Consider the following 18,688-nt stretch of genomic DNA (forward strand, 5'->3'; position numbering starts at 1 on the left):
AAAAGCAGGTTGCGGTTGCACCAAAGCACGCAAAAAGAGATAAATAAATAGCCTGTAGCATCGCAGTCCTATTTGAAATAAAAAGCTTATATCTAATAACTATAATGGCTAATCAATATTTAACACAATCATTTAATACAAACCCCTTGTTTTTTCTTGCTTAAACCAAAATGAAAGTTGATATATAACTAAAAAGAATATAGTCATATTTAAAATTATTTTTTTCTTGGATAACTCTTCTCTATGCTCCATGCTAAATCTTTTATCCAGCCTTTTAGCTTTGGGTAAAACAGCGCGAAATTCGTTTTTTAGAGGACAACTTGTGGAATATTTTCCAATTTTTACCAAGCTTGATAACAAGCCTGTATTAATTGTTGGTGGTGGTGAAGTCGCACTTCGAAAATGCCAAGCGATGTTGCAAGCAAATGCAAACATTACCCTTGTTGCACCCGAATTTTGCGATGAATTAATCGCACTTAACAATGCCAATAAAGTAATGCTCATTAATGATTACTTTTCAGAGCAACATATTACCAATCAGAGCTTAGTGATTGCTGCAACCGATCTTGAGAGTGTTAATAAAGCCGTTTTTGATAGCGCTGAAGCAAAAAATATTTTTGTTAATGTGGTTGATGACCAACCTAAGTGTAGCTTTATTTTTCCGTCAATTGTCGATCGCAAGCCGATCACGATTGCGATTTCGAGCGCAGGAAAAGCCCCCGTGCTTGCTCGCCGTTTACGCGAGAAGCTTGAAACCATTATTCCACAGCATATCGGCCCATTAGCACAGCTTGCGGGTAACTTCCGCGATAAAGTGAAAAGCCAATTAGATAGCTTTAGCAAACGACGTATGTTTTGGGAAAAAGCATTCACGTCAGATGCTGTAGCCCAAGTTGCAAAGGGCGATCTTGCTGGAGCAGAAGAAACATTTGAGAAAATCTTAGCTGGCGATAACCAGTTAACAGGCGAAGTGTTGGTTGTCGGTGCAGGCCCCGGCGATCCAGAGCTTTTAACCATAAAAGCCTTACAAGCAATGCAAACTGCCGATGTGATTGTCTACGACTACTTAGTGTCTGACGAGATTATGGCGTTAGTACGCAAAGACGCTGAATTGGTGTGTGTTGGCAAACGCTTAGGTAATCACAGCGTGCCACAAGATGAAATCAATCAAATCCTTGTTGAACTTGCAAATGAAGGTAAAAAAGTATGTCGCCTAAAAGGCGGTGACCCATTTATTTACGGTCGTGGTGGTGAAGAAGTGCAAGCGCTTGCAAAGCACAACATTGCGTTTCAAATTGTACCAGGAATAACGGCTGCTGCAGGTTGTTCAGCTTACGCAGGTATCCCGCTTACGCATCGCGACCATGCTCAAGCAATTCAGTTTGTTACCGGTCACTGCAAGAAAGATGGACAAGAACTTGACTGGCAGTCTCTGGCAAAAGAAAATCAAACTCTCGCTGTTTACATGGGTGTGATAAAATCGCCGCATATTCAAGCAAAATTGCTTGAATATGGGCGCGCACCCGAGACACCTGTGGCAATTATTGAAAATGGCACACGTAAAGAACAACGTGTTGTAACAGGTGAACTCAATTACTTGGCTGATTTAATCGCAAGAGAGCAAATTAAGTCACCAGCATTATTAATTATTGGTGAAGTTGCCAACCTAAGCAAAGAGCTTGCATGGTTTGGTCACTCACAGCAGCCACCATTGGCAAGTAGCCAATTACTAACAAACGCTGCATAACATTTTTAGAATTAACTTCACATTTTAGGACAAAATCATGGCATTAACCCATCTTCAGCAACTCGAAGCTGAAAGTATTCAAATTATCCGCGAAGTCGCGGCTGAGTTTGAAAACCCTGTGATGCTTTACTCAATTGGTAAAGACTCATCGGTGTTATTGCACTTAGCGCGCAAGGCTTTTTACCCAGGCAAGATTCCATTCCCTCTACTGCACGTAGATACTGATTGGAAATTCCGTGAAATGATTGAGTTTCGCGATCGCTTAGCAAAAGAATATGATTTTGATCTAATTGTACACAAGAATCCTGAAGGGATTGCAATGGGTGTTGGTCCATTTACCCATGGTTCATCTAAGCATACTGACATAATGAAAACTCAGGGCTTAAAACAAGCACTTGATAAGTACGGCTTTGACGCTGCATTTGGCGGTGCTCGTCGGGATGAGGAAAAATCACGTGCGAAAGAACGTGTTTACTCGTTCCGTGATAAGAACCACCGCTGGGACCCGAAGAACCAACGTCCAGAGCTGTGGAGCAACTATAACGGCCAAGTAAACCCAGGTGAAAGCATTCGAGTGTTCCCACTATCAAACTGGACTGAGCTTGATATTTGGCAGTATATCTACCAAGAAAACATCGAAATTGTGCCACTTTACTTATCGGACAAACGCCCTGTTGTTGAACGCGATGGGTTACTTATCATGGTTGATGACGAACGTATGCCACTAAAAGAAGGCGAAGAGCCAGAACTTCGTTCAGTGCGATTCCGTACCTTAGGCTGTTATCCACTTACTGGTGCAGTTGAGTCTGAAGCAAACACCTTAACCGGCATCATTGAAGAAATGTTGTTATCAACATCATCAGAACGCGAAGGTCGTGCAATTGACCACGATTCATCAGGGTCTATGGAAAAGAAAAAACGTGAGGGCTATTTCTAATGTCGACAGCAAATGAAGTAAGAGAATTAGGTATTGAGCAGTACCTATCACGTCAACAAGACAAAAGCTTATTACGTTTATTAACCTGCGGTAGCGTTGATGACGGTAAATCAACACTGATTGGTCGCTTGTTACACGATAGCCATCAAATTTATGAAGATCAGCTAGCTGCACTTCATAAAGATAACGAAAAAGTAGGTAATGCGGGTGAAGAACTAGACCTTGCACTGCTCGTCGATGGCCTGCAAGCAGAGCGCGAGCAAGGTATCACAATTGACGTTGCTTACCGTTATTTCTCAACCAATAAGCGTAAGTTTATTATTGCTGATACACCGGGGCACGAACAGTACACGCGCAACATGGTAACAGGTGCATCGACTGCAGATTTAGCAATTATTCTGGTAGACGCCCGTTACGGTGTGCAAGTGCAAACTAAGCGTCATAGCTTTATTTGTGACTCATTAGGCATCAAGCAGTTTGTTGTTGCGATCAATAAAATGGATATCGTGGATTTTGATGAAGCCGTTTACAACAAAATTCAGCAAGACTATTTAGCGTTTGCTGAGCAACTTAATGTTGAAGACATTCGTTTTATTCCAATGTCTGCCTTAAAAGGTGATAACGTAGTTACACGCTCTGAAAAAACACCTTATTACACCGGCGCACCATTACTTGAGTTACTTGAAGACTCGCCTGCGGCTGCAGCAAATACTGAGTTTGAAGCGCGTTTACCTGTACAACTAGTTACACGCCCAAACCTGAATTTCCGAGGCTTCCAAGGCACTTTGGTTGCGGGTGGATTAACAGTAGGCGAAGCTGTAAAAGCACTACCTTCGGGTAAAATGTCTACGGTAAAAGAAATCGTAACCTTTGATGGTAATTTAGAGCGCGCAGAAGCTGGACAAGCTATCACTTTAACACTTAACGATGAAATCGATATCAGTCGTGGTGATGTAGTTGTGCCAGCAAATAGTACGGCTAAAATTTCAAACCGTCTGCAAGCAAAATTAGTATGGATGCACGAAGCACCGTTAGTGCTAGGCAAAGAATACAATGTTAAGTTAGCAACCAAGAAAACAACTGCGAAAGTAGTTGCGATTGACCACACTATCGACGTAAACACCCTAGCACACGGTCAGGCAGACAGCTTACAGCTTAACGAAATCGCGATTGTTACTATTGAAATCGATGAGCAAGTGCTCGCAGATGCCTATGTAGCAAACCGTGAAACAGGCTCATTTATCTTAATCGATCGTCTGTCGAACTTAACCGTTGCGGCTGGCATGATTGAACAAGTACTTGACAGTGCCGATGCACAGCAAGCACCATCTAACTTCAGTGCCTTTGAAGTGGAGTTTAATGCGCTTGTGCGTAAACACTTCCCTCACTGGCAAGCAATTGATATTTCAAAGCTATAAGTATGTATCAACAAGTCAGCCTTAGTCTTATTATGATTGTTTTAGTCGCGTGCCTATTTGGCACGCGACTGAAGCCTGCGTGGGCTTTTGCTGGCGCGATTAGTGTAAGTTATTTAGCCGGTCTTATTGATTTAGAAGGCGTGCTTATTAACTTCACTAATCCTTCCTTAATCACACTCATATTGTTGATTTTGATAAGTATTGGCATCGAAAAAACGGCATTTGTCCGCAAACTGTCAACTTCCTTAGCAAAAGGAAGCTTATCAAAATCAGTAACAAAACTAGGTTTATCAACTGCCTTTTTATCTTCATTCACTAATAACACAGCTGTAGTTGCAAGCCTTATTTCTGCAGTGAAAGAAAATAAAACGCATGCACCATCAAAGTTACTTTTACCTTTGTCATATACCGCGATTCTCGGTGGTACACTGACTTTAATTGGCACATCGACCAATCTCATTGTAAATGGTTTTGCTGTGGACGCAGGCATGGCACCGCTCGGCTTTTTTGACTTCACCTTAGTGGGCCTTGCTGTATTAAGTGCAGGCCTCATTGCCATTTTATTGCTTTTAAAATTTTTGCCTAACTATCAAGAAGCTGACGATGAAGTCACGCCGTTTTACCTCGAAGGCAAAGTGAAGGCGAGTTCTAAATTAATTGGTAAAACGGTTGAAGAAAATGGACTGCGTGAATTAAAAGACATTTTCTTGGCAGAAATTATTCGTGGCGAAAAACGCATAGCAGCCGTTACACCTAAACAGGTGATTAAAGCTGGCGATATTTTATTGTTTTCTGGCGATTTAAAATCAGTGCCTTTATTAAAACAATTTGATGGTCTCGAAGTTATTCATGACAAACACGAAATGGCCGTTGAACACTTTGTAGAAGTGGTAATCAGCCACAGTAGTTCGCTGGTTGGGCAAACGCTCAAAGATGCGAATTTTCGTAAAGAATTTAAAGCTGCAGTAGTCGCGATCCGCCGCGGCCATAGTCGGTTAGAAGGTAGCTTTGCCAATATTCAATTACAAGCTGGCGACAGCCTTATTTTAGCGCCGAGCAGCGATTTCCAATCAAACAAAAAACTTAAGCGCGAATTTGTTTATATCTCAGGCCTCGACTTGCAGAGTCACCTTGATGAAAAACAGTCTCACTGTGTATTCGCGGGTTTTATTGCAGTAATTGGCCTGAGTATTTTTGATGTTGTGCCACTTGTTAAAGGTTTAATCGTTTTACTAATTGCCTTTATGTTATGGGGTGTCGTCTCAGTCAGCGAGGTAAAGCGTCGATTTCCTCTGGAACTGTTTGTCATAGTTGGTAGCGCAATTGGCCTTGCTAAATTGATGATCGATACCGGCGTGGCAACGCAAATCTCGGAGTTTGTGTTAAGTCTAGTTGGTCAGTTTGGTCCCTACACTGCTCTTGTGGTTATTTTCTTTTTGACCTTGCTTTGCACTGAATTAATTACTAATAACGCGGCAGCTGCACTCTCATTCCCTATCGCCTATTCTTTAGCGATTGGCTTTGGCGTCAGCCCTCTGCCCTTTATTATGGCGGTAGCATTTGGTGCATCTGCCAGCTTTATTTCGCCATTTGGCTATCAAACCAACCTGATGGTGTATAGCGCGGGCAATTACCAGATAAAAGATTACATCAAAGTGGGTGTGCCCATGTCGTTAGTATATTCAATTACTGCGTTGATCTTTATACCTATTGTTTTTCCATTTTAATTAACGGACTGTAGAACCCATTATGAGTGACGAAAATATTGTATGGCACAACTACCATGTAGAAAAATCAGCTCGCGTAAAGCAACAAGGCCATAAGCCATGCATTTTATGGTTCACAGGTTTATCCGGTTCAGGCAAAAGTACAGTTGCTAACGCCTTAGAAACGGCACTTCATGAGATGGGGGTTCACACCTACTTACTTGATGGTGATAATGTACGCCATGGGCTTTGCGGCGACCTTGGGTTTACTGATGAAGATCGTCAAGAGAATATTCGTCGCGTTGGTGAAGTCGCAAAATTAATGGTAGATGCAGGTCTTGTCGTTCTGAGTGCGTTTATTTCACCATTTCAAGCCGAACGTAAAATGGTACGTGAGCTAGTAGAAGACGGTGAGTTTATTGAAGTTTTCTTAGACACCCCGTTAGCTGTGTGTGAAACACGTGACCCGAAAGGGCTTTATAAAAAAGCGCGTGCCGGTGAAATTAAAAACTTTACAGGTATTGATTCAACCTATGAAGCACCAGAAAATGCTGAAATTATACTTGATACAGGCGCTAATTCAGTTGCTGATTCAGTAAACCAAATCATTGCTGCTTTGAAGCAACGCCAAATAATCTAAGTTATTTTTTCTCGACTTGTTGCAGCAAGTCGAGAAACTTCTTCTCAACAAAATCTTTTTCTTTAACCAAATGGGTTAAACGCTCTTCAGCTTGCAGTAACTTTTGCTGTAGTTTTTTTGCTTCTTCTGTATCGGGATTATCTGCGCCTTGCGCCATTAATTGTTGAATGACTTGATCTTGCTCTGCCATTTGTTTTTTATACTGCTGCAGGGCACGTTTAAGGTTATTATTTTCTTCCGTATTCGATGTGGCTGTGGGGTTTGCGCTCAATTGCACATATTCTCTTTCAAGTTGCTCAAATTGCTCAGTAATTTTTTTATTTTCTTTTGTTAACCTTTCCACAGTATCATACTGAGAATAAAGCTTTTCGCGGGTGATTTTGAGCTTTTTAACACTGGTATCCAAATCCCCTTTGAGCTTTTTAATCAATTTTTGTGCTTTGTGTAAACGTGCGTTTAAATCCTCCATGGACGCTTTTTCTTCTTTGCTGATATGATCTGAAGTGGAAGCTTTGATATTGGCAAGTTGACTCTCAAGCCCTTGTTGCACGCGAATTAAGGCATCGAGTGTATCGCGATTTTCTGCGCTGTAATTTAACGCCATTTCAATTGATTCTTGATATTCTGAAATAAGCTTATCATCGACAACCTGCGATCCTCCCCCCGCTTTATGGGCAAATTTTCGAAACTCTCGAATAATCAGCCACAAAATAACAAACCAACCAGCAAGAATCAGCAGACCAAGGTCGAGTGCTAATATTTCCAAAACTTTAAATGAGGTTAAGCCCGGGATATTCATAACTTCTCCAGCAAGACAACAAGTTAAGTATAGTCTTGATTATTTTTTGAGACTATACTGGTGATAATATCGACAAAAGTAAATGCATATTGTGAGAATACTTGTAGTAGACGATAGTAAGGCAACACTTGAAATTGTACGTCGCTCACTCGAAGGTTTCGGTTATCGCCACCTATCAATAAGAAAAACAAATAACCCTATCGATGCCCTTTCAATTATTGGGCAATGGCAACCGCATATCTTGCTTACTGATTGGAATATGCCGGAACTTAGCGGGATTGCTTTGATTAAAGCTATTCGCAAGAAAAAGCTGGACACTCAAATCGGCATGATCACAACAATTGAAGAACCACAGCAACTAGAGCAAGCACTGCAAGCTGGCGCTGACTTTGTTTTGAGTAAACCATTTGATGATGAGCAACTTTATGAAAAGCTTCTTCCTCTGGTGCAAGGAGTAGAGCAAAGTGAAATTATTCTCGATGAAATAGAAGAGCTTTCAGAAGGGCTAGCTCTGCCAAACCTTTCACAGTTAGAAAAAAGTTTAATCAAACTCACTTCGGCTGAGCTATCAATTAATACCATAAAGCCACAAATATTTGATGAATCTAAGTTGCCTTGCATTATGGCGGTGTTTGAAGACAGTGAAACACAAAAGGTACGTTCAGTAGCACTGCTAGATATTTATGCCGCATGCATCTTGGCAAAGAGTAACCCCAATGTAACTAATGGTCACATTCAACGTGTTATTAAATCTAAACGGCCAAGCAAATATGTGATGGAAACAAGCCAAGAAATATTGCAAAAAGCCGCGGTTGTCTTTCTTGATCACCAAAGTAGAAAAAGTTTACGGCTGAAGAATGCTAATTTTATCGATCAATCTTTTCCAAAACTCGAGAGTTTGTATAAAACATCAGCCAATAAGAGGCTAGATATTTCTTTGCAAATCCAACCATTGGCGCAAGGTCGCATTACCATTATAGGCTTTTAAAGCGTTGCAATTTGCAACGCAAAACCCAACTAGAAAATTAAAAGCATAAAAAATTCAATAGATTAAAGTAGGCTCATTTCTTGAATAATCCTATTACTCTCGGTAAGAAGGATAATTCATATGAAAAAACTAATTTGTAGCATGTTTTGTTTTCTACTTGCCGCATGTGGCGGTGGAGGTGCAAGCAATGAGCAACCACCAGCCCCTTCGCCGGTTGTCGTTCAATCAAATAAGCTTATCGATAACCCTGTCGATGAAAATGCAACGTTTGCCCAATTTAAGCAACATCAAGTGGAAATCGACCTAAAAGCATTATCTCTCACCGGTAACAACATTTACATCAAAGTGTATGTCGATGCAGAGCAAACCTTATACCTTGGCAAACTTCCAAGCCAAGAAGTTTTTTCTATTCATGTGCCCAATAATGTTGAAACAATCAAATACGATATCTTTTCAGATTTTGAGCATGACACTCAGTTGTCTGGGGAGGTTTCACTATGAAGCTATTTTATCTTTTTATTGCCCTTTATTGTTCAGCTGCTTTTAGTCTTGATTCGGTAAAATTAAAAGACACCATAAAGCAAGGGTATGGGTACATTGACTTATTTCGAGCACAGCAAAGTAAAAATAACCTTACAGCTTCCGATCTAGAATTTTTACGTGTGTCGAGTAGTGGGAATCTGGTATTTGCTGTTGATATTAATGAAGCGGCAAATGGTACAGAAAAAGCGTCGACCCAAGGAGTTACAGTTGATAGCGTGTCTTTAATTATTGTCCGTCAAGGTATTGAATCTCGCTATAGCCAGTTCTCAACACCCACTTCTAGCTTAGTGGCGAGAATAGGTGAAACCACTCGAGAATTTCACTACACCTTGATTGGTGAAACCGGGTCTTCTCGCATTACAGGGTCAGGGCTAAATGATATTACCGCAGCATTCGACAGCTTATTGACTGTTGAAGTGCCGGACTCTATTGAAAATGCCGATGAGGCTTACTTGGAAGTGCGTTTAATGCAAACGAACACCTCATTAGGTGATCCCGAAGCATTTTATGACTACACAGCAGGCTTTGAAGATCTTGCTTTGGTTAATCCTTCAGATGCACAGTTTCTTGCTGATTTATCGCCAGGTGTCGATGAAGCCCCTCTGGTTGTTGCACAATCTCAAGTAACTAATCCCGTTGATGCGTGGGTGTACTACCCGAGTAGCACATCTTATTACGTTGTTGCCTATGAAGACCAATATCCGAACCGTGGTGATTATGATTTTAATGATCTTGTTGTTGGTTACCGTGTCGGTTTCGGAATGACTGACACCCAAGTAACGTCAGTTATTGGTGTCGGGTATATGATTGCGCGAGGCGCTTCAGCGAATCATAATTGGCATCTGCACATTCCCTTTTCAGAACAGGTTTCAGGCAATGCACTCGTGAATTTGTTCAAACCAGATTCAACCGAGCAAATTGATGGTTACCCTCAGCTACAGTCTATTGAAAACCGCCTAAATCTTAAATTGTATGAAAATACCAAGCACCTAATGAAAGTAGAGGGTTCTGATTTCGCAAATACATTAGCATCACAAACACCGGTAAAAGGGCATAAATTCAGTTTTTCTTTTGACCTGGATAACCCAATTAGCTTTAGTGCAATCCCTGCAGCACCTTATGACCCATATTTACATGTACTTACTACGGGTTATGAGATTCATTTATCAGGGCATTTACCCCAGTTATCACATTCAACCAACAGCGGTGATGTATCTACTGACTTCAAAGATCAAGCTGGCTACCCTTACGCATTAGTTTTTCCTGATCAGTGGTTACCACCGCTCGAATACACCGATTTAGGCGATGCTTATGATAACTTTGTAGATTATACAATGCACAGTACACAAGAGTATGAAACTTGGTACAAAAACCCTAAACAAGGAAAAACGAAGTCTATCTCAAGTGCTTTTTGGAAATGGTAAATAAAAAGGCGCTTGATGCGCCTTTTTCAGTACCTAACTCGATTAGATTAGAACATCCAAGAGGTTGGGTTTTCAATTGGTTCGTTTTTGTCCAGTGCTTTAAGCCCTTTCACACAACGAACGATTAACCATACTAGGTAAAAAAGAAGAATTAGAAGACCAATTCCGACAACAGACAAAATACCGCCAATCACAGCATACAACAAGCCAATCCAGAATGTTCGGATTTGGAATTGATAGTGAGTTTGAACCCACTCAGGCGCATCTTTTCGATTTACATATGCCATAATCACAGCAATAAGACCTGTGATACCTAAAATTATACTCGCAAGGTAAAGCACATAGTTAATTTTAGCGCCATTTTTTGCCGACGCATCTTGCTTTTCGTTTGTTTCAACTACCTGGTCAGTCACCTTTTATCTCCTTATGATGAACTTATTTGTTGCCAGAATGCTTAATTTACAATCATCTTAAATTAATGCAATAAGATAATAACTGAGCGGAGGTGTTAGAGCTTAAATTCTAGTTGAATAAGAACCAAGAAATAGAAAAGCGACAATAAACTTTAAGTAAAATTTCAACAGTTTTTTAAACTGTATTTCAAGCTATCCGATGCTTTTTTAGGGCAATCTGTAACAAGTTATTTTTTTAGGTTATCTCTAAAAGTTTTAACTTTTTGACTACCTTTTACATTTATTATTATTTTCGATTGGATGACCGGCGATTAAAAAGTGTTCGCCGGATTAATTATTGTTATTTACGCAACAAAATAACCGGTAAACTTCAATTATATTTGAAAACAATGTAAATAGCGTGAATTTTAACCAGCCAATATAAACATACTTGCTTACACCGCATCATAGTTTTAAAACACAAAATAGAAAATCCTACGTTATCTTTTGCTTGCACTTTACTTTACGCCATTCAAAAGGACGCCAACATGAAAACGTTACTACTTACAGCAAGCATTGCATTACTTTCCTTCACCAGCACGCAAAGCGTTGCTCATAATATAACACCTGCTATTGTGAGTGCAGATTCTTCTGCAGACTCAAGTCTTTGCGTTGCAATAGCGAAAGATAAGCCATTACTTATTTTAAAGCGTTTAAAACAAGCTCGCCTTAATAAGCATCAAGCCAAAAAAGTATTACGTTGCAACGGCATGACAGCATCTGAGTTTGCATACAAGCACAATGCCTACAAAGCTATTGCTCGGTTGAACTTAGCCGAGGAGAAAGAACGATATGCTCACAATTCAAAGTAAATTATTTGTTAAATAATTGTACTTGATTTTGTAAAGCGTCATAGCTAATCTTAGTTAAGACATCCCAATCCAATAACCTAAAAGGCGAACAGATAATGTTTGCCTTTTGCTTTTTTAGCAAACCCAATTAGTGATAGCATACTAAGATACAGGATTAAGAACTCTCGCTATGCTTGATTTAAATACTCTTTACGTCGTTGGTGGCGTTGTTTTATTACTTTCTTGGTTTATCAGCTTTCAAGTGTGGCGTGAAAATAAAAATGTAGATGGTGCTTTTACCAATCTATTATTGCCAAGCTTAATGCTGATCGCGCTTATCAATTATTCGCTGTATCTCTACCGCATCGTCGATATTAAAGCAGGCATAGCGAGTTTAATTGTATTGATTTGCTCAATTCTCAGTATTCATGTACTGCAACGCTTCTTTGCTATTAACAGCAACATCATCAAACTCTTCAATCTAACGACCATTTGCTGCGTGATCATGTTTGCATGGTATACCTATGGCGAACCCGATATTCACAACCGCCTGGTTATCTTTAATTTTCAACGCTTTTTAGAAGGCGTGGTAATGCTCTGGGTTTTTGCCAGTATTGATACTTCAAATCATCGCTTTGCAAAACACATTTATTATTGCCACGCTGCTATTTTTATTATCATTTATCCTGTGCGAACTTATTATTTGGTGCCACTCGAAGCGACAGAAATTTTTAGTGATACCTGGTTTGCAATTGGCGCTATGGTGACGGGCATTTTGAGCCCGCTACTTTATGCCCTCGGCATGGCGTACTTATGTAGTGAACGTAAGGCCTTACACTTTTCAGAGTTAAAAGATAAAGCTCAGCAAGATGCTGAGCTCAGAGGGCTATTTTTATCTACGATGAGTCATGAAATTCGCACGCCGTTAAATGGCATTATGGGCAGCGCACAACTGATTTTAAATCAATCGCCCAATGCTAAGGTGAAGCCGTATTGTGAGGCTATTATCAACTCATCCGAATCACTTAATCTATTGATAGGCAAAGTGCTCGACTACGCAAGGTTAGAACAAAATACTGAATCAGGCACCGAAGAAGATATTGAACTAACCCCATGGTTAGAAAACCTGTGTCTGCTCTATCGACCGTTAGCACAACAAAAGCGTATTGATTTTCAGCTTAATAACCACCTGCAAAGTAAAGCATGTTATTACTTTGATCAGCAAAGTGTGAGGCAAGTCCTAATTAATTTACTTGGAAATGCCATTAAATTTACCGATAACGGCCAAGTTATCTTAACCATCGAAGTATTGGAAAAAGCGCCGCTTGAACATGTGTTGCGATTTACTGTTTCAGATTCAGGTCCCGGTATCGCAGCCTCAGAGATAGCGCAACTCAAAGAGCCTTATGTGCAAAGTGAAGCTGGTAAAGTTAAGGGTGGAACAGGACTAGGGTTAGCAATTAGTGAGCGCCTACTTAACAAAATGAACAGTGAGCTTACTATCGAAAGTACACTTGGCCAGGGTAGTCAGTTCAGCTTCGATATTCGCTTCAGTTTAGGCGAGTTGAGTTTAGTTGAGCAAAGTAAAGTCAGTGCTGACACGCTTACAGGGTTAAATGTTTTACTAGTAGAAGACTTACCACTTAACCAAAAGTTGGCGCTAGAGTTTATGGCAATGGATCAGCATGCTGTTACCCTCGCCAGCACCGGCCAAGAAGCAATCGACATGGTAAAAACCAATACCTTTGACCTGATTTTGCTGGATATGAATTTACCTGACTTCTCAGGACAAGATGTGGTCAAAAAGCTCGCCAATTCTCAACATAAAAACAGCCACACGCCTATTCTCGCTTTCACTGCGAGCTTGAGTCCTGATGAAGTTAAAGAATATTTAGCCCTCGGCATTAAAGATATTGTCGGAAAACCTATTCGCCTCGAAAAATTGCGCCAAGCAATCTTTAACTCGCAACAGCAAGCATATTCACAAAGCAACCAGCAAATAGATGATGTTCTATTTGATGCTTCTGCGGCTGATAGCTTGAGTGCTTCTTTCGCACAGGAAGAGTTCAATGCAATTTACGATGAGTTTATTATGTCGCTGCGTGATAAACTTGCTCGTTGCGAAAATAATTATGAAAAACAAACTGATGAAACAATTCGGATTTTGCATCGCTTAGCAAGCACCGCATTACAGTTAGGCTTTAACCGATTTGGTCTTGCACTCAAACAGTGTGAACGTGATTTACTAAATAATACGTTAACTTTTAATAGTGATTTGCTGAAAAAGTTATGGCAGGAAAGCCTTACCAGTTATTTAGAGTATGCACGCCAACAATTATAAAAAGGCATTCTGACATACCAAACCTATACCATTGATTTTATAGCTATAAATATAAAATAGATATAAAAACGAGTATTAAAGAGTTGATAGCGAAAAGCCTAAAAGTCACCCTAGCAAAACAATAACTTAAATAGATAAGACTATTACATGACGCGCACTGCCTTAACCACATTAGTGTTACTTTGTTTGCTGTTTACCAACTTGATATGTGCAAACACACTTTATAATGATGGTCCTTATCTGTTCTATAAAAATAACCACATAGAACAAATCGATATTCGCAAGAATACGAAACAGGTCTCAAAGTATGTCGGGCCCCTCACTATCCCCCAAACCTTTTCAGCTAATAAGGTAGATAGCTATGAGGATGTTGAAAAAATCGCTGCAATAAGTGATATCCATGGTCAATTTGGTATTTTTAAAACCTTATTAATCAACAATAAGGTGGTCGACCAACAACTCTATTGGTCATATGGCCGAGGCCATTTAATTATTACTGGTGATATTTTTGACCGCGGTGATACCGTAACAGAAGCGCTTTGGTTGATATACAAATTAGAACAACAAGCACTAGCAGCTGGAGGTAAGCTGCATTACTTACTAGGTAATCATGAGTATATGGTATTACGTGACGATCAGCGTTACCTTCATCCTAAATACCTTCATACTGTAACTCACTTTAATAATGATTTGCGCCAACAGTATAGTGAGCAAAGTATTCTAGGCCGTTGGTTAAGAAGTAAATCAACAATTATTAAGGTTAATGATTTCGTCTTTTTACATGGCGGGATTCATCAAGAGTTTATCGACCTAAATTTAAGTTTAGAGCAAGCAAATGCTGCATTTCGTAAAACTATCGGGCTGTCAAAAGAGGAAGTCAAAGCCAACTCAACATGGCGCTCATTGCACAGTAGCAATGGCCCAATTTGGTACCGTGGCTACTTTCGGGATCAAGACTTAGCGTTAGCACAAGTAGAATCAATATTAGCAAAATTAAATGCAACACAGGTGATTGTCGGACATACATCCATGCCAACAATAGAAACCCGTTTCAATGGTAAAGTCATCGCAATTGATAGCTCGATAAAACGCGGTGAAAAAGGCGAGTTGCTACTGTGGGAAAATGACAAGTTTAGCCGAGGAATGCTCTCTGGCGAGCAAAAGCCATTGCAATAAACTTGCGTGAAATTCTACTTATGGCAAGATGTTACATCACGGTAAAGGCTTTATATCGGCATATATCGTTATAAGAACACCCCGTATTATAAGAGTGAGAAAATGCGATTCGCTAGTTACAGTAAAATTAATAATCAAACATTGTTAACATGCAGCTTATTACTCGCCATAAACTCATCATTTATTCACGCCAACGAAAATAATGATTTATTTGACCTCTCACTCGAGCAATTAATTAATGTTGAAGTCTCTTCTGCTTCCCTTACCAAAGAGGCGTTAAGCGAAGCCCCGGTACCTGTCACTGTAATTACCGCCAATATGATAAAACAATCGGGGGCGCGTAATATTAAAGACTTATTGCTCGCCTATGTGCCGAATATGACACATGTGGAAGATCAAAATGAGCAAAACATTGCAGCAAGAGGCGTGTTTACTTCCTCACAGCAGAAAATTTTATTCTTAATTGATGGCCATCGTCTAAATAGCAGAAGCTATTCTATGGCTTCTCCAGATTACGCCATCAGCCTTGATAAAATTAAACAAATTGAAGTTTTACGTGGTCCTTCAAGTTCCATTTATGGCAATGTTGCACTAACAGCAACCGTTAATATTATTTTAAAGTCTGGTAGAGAGCTATCTCAGTCAAAATTAGCCATTACTGCAGGTAATCAAGGTCATAAACAAGCAAGCCTTACCTTTGGAAAAAGTGAAGCGCATTGGGATTTGCTGGCTTGGGCGCAATATTTTTCAGCTCAAGGCAGCAATAAAAACATAGCGCCGAAAGCGAACTACTCACCACAACCTCGCGAAGATGGCTTTGCGCGAATTGGCGCATTTGAAGATAACGCGAGTTATGATATTGGCGCAAAACTCACCTATCAAAACTGGCATTTTTTCGCCAATACTCGGAGCGCTCACTACATAGAACCTTTTTCAGCTGGCGGGATCAGCGGTGAAGCATACAATTATAACACCATCCGAAAACATGCTGGTACAGGACCAGGCTTAGGTTATAAAGCCAGCCACCTTAATATCTCTCATATAGATACGCTCGCTGATTGGCAGTGGCATCAAGAAATGTATTTTGATGAAAACGAAATTGACTCGGTCGTTGTGACGTCTCCTGCAATAGATCAAGCGGCCAGCGTAGGTTGGCAAGAATATTCATCTGGCCTTCTAACTCATCTGAGTAAGCGCATTGATAAGTTCGACTACCTTTTTGGAATGCAGTTTGATCATATGAGAGTGACTGACTCTCATTTTGCCGTGACTTTACGTGGCAGTGATTATGTATCAGCTGATCAGCAAGTGCCTTTAATAAACACCGGCAGTGAGTCTATTTATTCTGCATTTGCGCAAGTTAAGTACAGCTTTTCACAGCATTGGCTGGCAAATATTGGCGCCCGTTTCGATCAAAAAAGCCGCGCCGGTAGCGATAACATTAATGATTTAAGTCCTCGCCTTGCAATTATATACCAAGGAGAAGACGGTTATAATTTTAAAGCATCTTATGCAACCTCATTTGTAGATGCCACTTATTGGAATCGTTTTAGTACCTTAAACTCATTCCGAGGCGCACAAACTCTTAAACCTGAAAAGCTCTCATCACTGCAGTTCACACCAAGTATTAAACTTGCTGAACACCAATTTTACGGCGCCGTAAACCTGTTTTATAACCAACTGGATGACTTTATTTTCCGTGACAATAATGCTGGCGTAGATGAACCGAATTACTCTAATGCAGGTGAATTAACGACCTGGGGCATTGAATTAGAGTCTCGATTAAGCAAGCGAAATATGACTTGGCATGCAACAGTCGGTTATCAAGCAGTCATTGATTCTGAACGTTTTGCCACAACAGGCGACGAAATCAATAATGTACCCAGCTTGACTGCCAACTTAATCACTAGCTGGCAAGTAAATGATAACGCAGATGCCAGTCTTACTGTGCGCTTTATTAGTGAACAGCAATTGCCAATACATATCATCTCAAATGGGCAAGAAATTATCGATCCTTACCCAGATGAAGGCGTCAGTTTTAATGAGCCAGATAACACTGTGGACGATGTAATTTTAATTGATACAGCAATTAACTATAAGGTTTTTGATAACTTTTCCATATCTCTCACTGCGCACAATCTATTAGATGCTGACTACCAACAAGGTGGCACTACGTTACATCCTTATCCACAAGCAGGTCGGAATGTTCGCGCAACCTTGAGCTATTTATTTTAGCCGCCATCACCGGCTGAAGCAGACCCTGATACAGCAATTGCAGCAGCTGTTGTGGCAGTAACGGCTGCAGTTTCAGCAACAGTTCCAGAAACAGCGCTATTAGCAAAAGAAGCATTTTGGCTTCCTACATCAATAATGCACGTGCCATAACCCAACCCTTTTAATGGATTCGTCCATACTTGTTCACCCGTTGCTTTGTCTAAACAAAATAAGTGCCCCGATGACGCAGCATAGACACGGTTGTGATCACTGCTAACCACAGTAATGCTGCTCGACTTCAGTTTTGTGCGCCATACTTCATTGCCATCTTCTTTGTTAATTGCAATGACATAACCACTCATACCTAATATTAAATAATTCATTAATCATTTCCTTTTTGACACTGGCGAAACAGTAATTATCAGGATTCATGCTATTAGCCTGCGTCTTTTTTAACAAAAAGCCAATACCGCCCAACACCGTTATTACCCTCTTATCATTAAATCTGTTATTTCAGTGCAAAAAACGTTAGATTGAAGCCAATTCAATAGGAGAGCTAGTTATGGAACAATTTGATATTACAATAATAATTGGCCTTGCCGTGGTTTTTATCCTGGTCATGCTAGGCATAAAAATGGTGCCGCAAGGTTTTAACTACACAGTAGAGCGTTTTGGGAAATATACGCGCACCCTAACCCCAGGCTTACAACTTATTATTCCACTCGTCGACAGTATTGGTCGTAAACAAAATATGATGGAACAAGTTTTAGATGTGCCGCCACAAGTTGTTATTTCATCAGATAACGCACAGGTAACAACCGATGCCGTATGTTTTTACCAAGTTTTGGATCCAGTAAAAGCATCATATGAAGTAAACGATTTAGAACGCGCAATGCGAAACTTAGTCATGACCAATATTCGTGCTGTACTTGGCTCAATGGAACTCGACGAAATGTTATCGAACCGGGACAAAATTAACGGCTCACTATTAATTAAAGTAGACGAAGCAACCGATCCATGGGGTGTAAAAGTAACGCGTATCGAAATTAAAGATATTGCACCACCTATGGACTTAGTCGATGCTATGGCGCGTCAAATGAAAGCCGAGCGTGAAAAACGTGCCAATATTTTAGAAGCCGAAGGTGAGCGTGAAGCAGCAATCAAGGTTGCTGAAGGCCAAAAGCAAGCTGAAATACTAAAAGCTGAAGGTCAATTAGAAGCAGCAAAACGCGAAGCGGAAGCCAGAGAGCGATTAGCAGCGGCAGAAGCCGAAGCAACACGATTAGTATCTGAATCAATCCAAAGTGGTGATTCGCGCGCTATTAACTATTTTGTTGCACAAAAATACATGGAATCACTTGGTAAGTTAGCGGAGTCTGATAACAATAAGGTTATGATGATTCCATTAGAAGCAAGCAATATGTTGGGATCAATTGCTGGTGTTGCTGAAATCGCAAAAGAAGCGTTCGGCAAGAAATAAACCACCCAACCTTGTATACTAACACTGCGTAG

16 protein-coding genes are annotated in these 18,688 nt (G+C 40.3%); 13 read left to right on the plus strand and 3 right to left on the minus strand.

Annotation, left to right across the window (positions count from 1 at the left end; genetic code table 11):
• The first annotated feature begins 322 nt into the window (after positions 1–322).
• Genes cysG through cysC form a run of 5 tightly spaced genes read left to right on the plus strand, consistent with a single transcriptional unit; the run spans position 323 to position 6,448 of the window.
• Positions 323–1,747: a siroheme synthase CysG gene (gene cysG / locus OM33_RS02470; RefSeq protein WP_038642931.1), complete on the plus strand. Its 1,425-nt coding sequence runs from the start codon at positions 323–325 to the stop codon at positions 1,745–1,747.
• 37 nt (positions 1,748–1,784) lie between these two features.
• Positions 1,785–2,684: a sulfate adenylyltransferase subunit CysD gene (cysD, locus tag OM33_RS02475; protein WP_038638317.1), complete on the plus strand. Its 900-nt coding sequence runs from the start codon at positions 1,785–1,787 to the stop codon at positions 2,682–2,684.
• The gene (gene cysN / locus OM33_RS02480; RefSeq protein WP_038638320.1) at positions 2,684–4,102 is read left to right on the plus strand and encodes a sulfate adenylyltransferase subunit CysN; all 1,419 of its coding nucleotides are present in this window, start codon (positions 2,684–2,686) and stop codon (positions 4,100–4,102) included. Before cysD ends, cysN begins: the two co-directional genes overlap by 1 nt.
• A gap of 2 nt (positions 4,103–4,104) precedes the next feature.
• Entirely contained in the window at positions 4,105–5,829 is a 1,725-nt protein-coding gene (locus tag OM33_RS02485; RefSeq protein ID WP_010561471.1) for an SLC13 family permease, read from the plus strand.
• Positions 5,830–5,851: 22 nt separating this feature from the next.
• On the plus strand, positions 5,852–6,448 hold the full coding sequence (cysC, locus tag OM33_RS02490; protein ID WP_038638325.1) for an adenylyl-sulfate kinase: 597 nt from the start codon (positions 5,852–5,854) through the stop codon (positions 6,446–6,448).
• Position 6,449: 1 nt separating this feature from the next.
• Here cysC and OM33_RS02495 read toward each other — a convergent pair whose 3' ends face one another.
• Positions 6,450–7,247: a hypothetical protein gene (locus OM33_RS02495; RefSeq protein WP_038638326.1), complete on the minus strand. Its 798-nt coding sequence runs from the start codon at positions 7,245–7,247 to the stop codon at positions 6,450–6,452.
• An 82-nt stretch (positions 7,248–7,329) separates the two neighbouring features.
• Here OM33_RS02495 and OM33_RS02500 point away from each other — a divergent pair, with 82 nt between their 5' ends.
• From OM33_RS02500 to OM33_RS02510, 3 genes are all read left to right on the plus strand, one after another.
• Positions 7,330–8,235, plus strand: a complete 906-nt coding sequence (locus OM33_RS02500; RefSeq protein ID WP_199922486.1) for a response regulator — start codon at positions 7,330–7,332, stop codon at positions 8,233–8,235.
• Positions 8,236–8,355: 120 nt separating this feature from the next.
• Positions 8,356–8,736, plus strand: a complete 381-nt coding sequence (locus OM33_RS02505; RefSeq protein WP_038638329.1) for a hypothetical protein — start codon at positions 8,356–8,358, stop codon at positions 8,734–8,736.
• Positions 8,733–10,202, plus strand: a complete 1,470-nt coding sequence (locus tag OM33_RS02510; protein WP_038638332.1) for an LruC domain-containing protein — start codon at positions 8,733–8,735, stop codon at positions 10,200–10,202. The genes OM33_RS02505 and OM33_RS02510 overlap by 4 nt, the downstream gene beginning before the upstream one ends.
• 47 nt (positions 10,203–10,249) lie before the next feature.
• On the opposite strand, the gene OM33_RS02515 is transcribed toward OM33_RS02510, so the two are convergent.
• Positions 10,250–10,615: a DUF4870 family protein gene (locus tag OM33_RS02515; protein ID WP_038638335.1), complete on the minus strand. Its 366-nt coding sequence runs from the start codon at positions 10,613–10,615 to the stop codon at positions 10,250–10,252.
• Positions 10,616–11,142: 527 nt separating this feature from the next.
• Here OM33_RS02515 and OM33_RS02520 point away from each other — a divergent pair.
• From OM33_RS02520 to OM33_RS02535, 4 genes are all read left to right on the plus strand, one after another.
• On the plus strand, positions 11,143–11,466 hold the full coding sequence (locus OM33_RS02520) for a DUF3718 domain-containing protein (protein ID WP_038638338.1): 324 nt from the start codon (positions 11,143–11,145) through the stop codon (positions 11,464–11,466).
• Positions 11,467–11,635: 169 nt separating this feature from the next.
• Positions 11,636–13,786, plus strand: coding sequence for an ATP-binding protein (locus tag OM33_RS02525; RefSeq protein WP_038638340.1), 2,151 nt, complete (start codon positions 11,636–11,638; stop codon positions 13,784–13,786).
• Between the two features lie 147 nt (positions 13,787–13,933).
• Entirely contained in the window at positions 13,934–14,962 is a 1,029-nt protein-coding gene (locus OM33_RS02530) for a metallophosphoesterase (RefSeq protein ID WP_038638342.1), read from the plus strand.
• Positions 14,963–15,064: 102 nt separating this feature from the next.
• The gene (locus OM33_RS02535; RefSeq protein WP_038638344.1) at positions 15,065–17,197 is read left to right on the plus strand and encodes a TonB-dependent receptor plug domain-containing protein; all 2,133 of its coding nucleotides are present in this window, start codon (positions 15,065–15,067) and stop codon (positions 17,195–17,197) included.
• Here the strand turns inward: OM33_RS02535 and OM33_RS02540 are convergent.
• The gene (locus OM33_RS02540; RefSeq protein ID WP_038638347.1) at positions 17,194–17,559 is read right to left on the minus strand and encodes an outer membrane protein assembly factor BamB family protein; all 366 of its coding nucleotides are present in this window, start codon (positions 17,557–17,559) and stop codon (positions 17,194–17,196) included. The genes OM33_RS02535 and OM33_RS02540 overlap by 4 nt on opposite strands.
• 179 nt (positions 17,560–17,738) lie before the next feature.
• Between OM33_RS02540 and OM33_RS02545 the strand changes: the two genes are divergently transcribed.
• Entirely contained in the window at positions 17,739–18,656 is a 918-nt protein-coding gene (locus tag OM33_RS02545; protein WP_038638350.1) for an SPFH domain-containing protein, read from the plus strand.
• Positions 18,657–18,688: the final 32 nt, after the last annotated feature.

This window comes from Pseudoalteromonas piratica, from assembly GCF_000788395.1.
In the GTDB taxonomy this organism is placed as follows: domain Bacteria; phylum Pseudomonadota; class Gammaproteobacteria; order Enterobacterales; family Alteromonadaceae; genus Pseudoalteromonas; species Pseudoalteromonas piratica.

What these genes read in the sequence shown, in the direction of transcription:
- cysN (WP_038638320.1), top strand. Translation starts at nt 2,684, where the DNA reads ATGTCGACAGCAAATGAAGTAAGAGAATTAGGTATTGAGCAGTACCTA.
- OM33_RS02545 (WP_038638350.1), top strand. Translation starts at nt 17,739, where the DNA reads ATGGAACAATTTGATATTACAATAATAATTGGCCTTGCCGTGGTTTTT.
- OM33_RS02510 (WP_038638332.1), top strand. Translation starts at nt 8,733, where the DNA reads ATGAAGCTATTTTATCTTTTTATTGCCCTTTATTGTTCAGCTGCTTTT.
- OM33_RS02500 (WP_199922486.1), top strand. Translation starts at nt 7,330, where the DNA reads ATGCATATTGTGAGAATACTTGTAGTAGACGATAGTAAGGCAACACTT.
- OM33_RS02530 (WP_038638342.1), top strand. Translation starts at nt 13,934, where the DNA reads ATGACGCGCACTGCCTTAACCACATTAGTGTTACTTTGTTTGCTGTTT.
- OM33_RS02540 (WP_038638347.1), bottom strand. Translation starts at nt 17,559, where the DNA reads ATGAATTATTTAATATTAGGTATGAGTGGTTATGTCATTGCAATTAAC.
- OM33_RS02505 (WP_038638329.1), top strand. Translation starts at nt 8,356, where the DNA reads ATGAAAAAACTAATTTGTAGCATGTTTTGTTTTCTACTTGCCGCATGT.
- OM33_RS02525 (WP_038638340.1), top strand. Translation starts at nt 11,636, where the DNA reads ATGCTTGATTTAAATACTCTTTACGTCGTTGGTGGCGTTGTTTTATTA.
- OM33_RS02535 (WP_038638344.1), top strand. Translation starts at nt 15,065, where the DNA reads ATGCGATTCGCTAGTTACAGTAAAATTAATAATCAAACATTGTTAACA.
- cysC (WP_038638325.1), top strand. Translation starts at nt 5,852, where the DNA reads ATGAGTGACGAAAATATTGTATGGCACAACTACCATGTAGAAAAATCA.
- OM33_RS02520 (WP_038638338.1), top strand. Translation starts at nt 11,143, where the DNA reads ATGAAAACGTTACTACTTACAGCAAGCATTGCATTACTTTCCTTCACC.
- OM33_RS02495 (WP_038638326.1), bottom strand. Translation starts at nt 7,247, where the DNA reads ATGAATATCCCGGGCTTAACCTCATTTAAAGTTTTGGAAATATTAGCA.
- cysD (WP_038638317.1), top strand. Translation starts at nt 1,785, where the DNA reads ATGGCATTAACCCATCTTCAGCAACTCGAAGCTGAAAGTATTCAAATT.
- OM33_RS02485 (WP_010561471.1), top strand. Translation starts at nt 4,105, where the DNA reads ATGTATCAACAAGTCAGCCTTAGTCTTATTATGATTGTTTTAGTCGCG.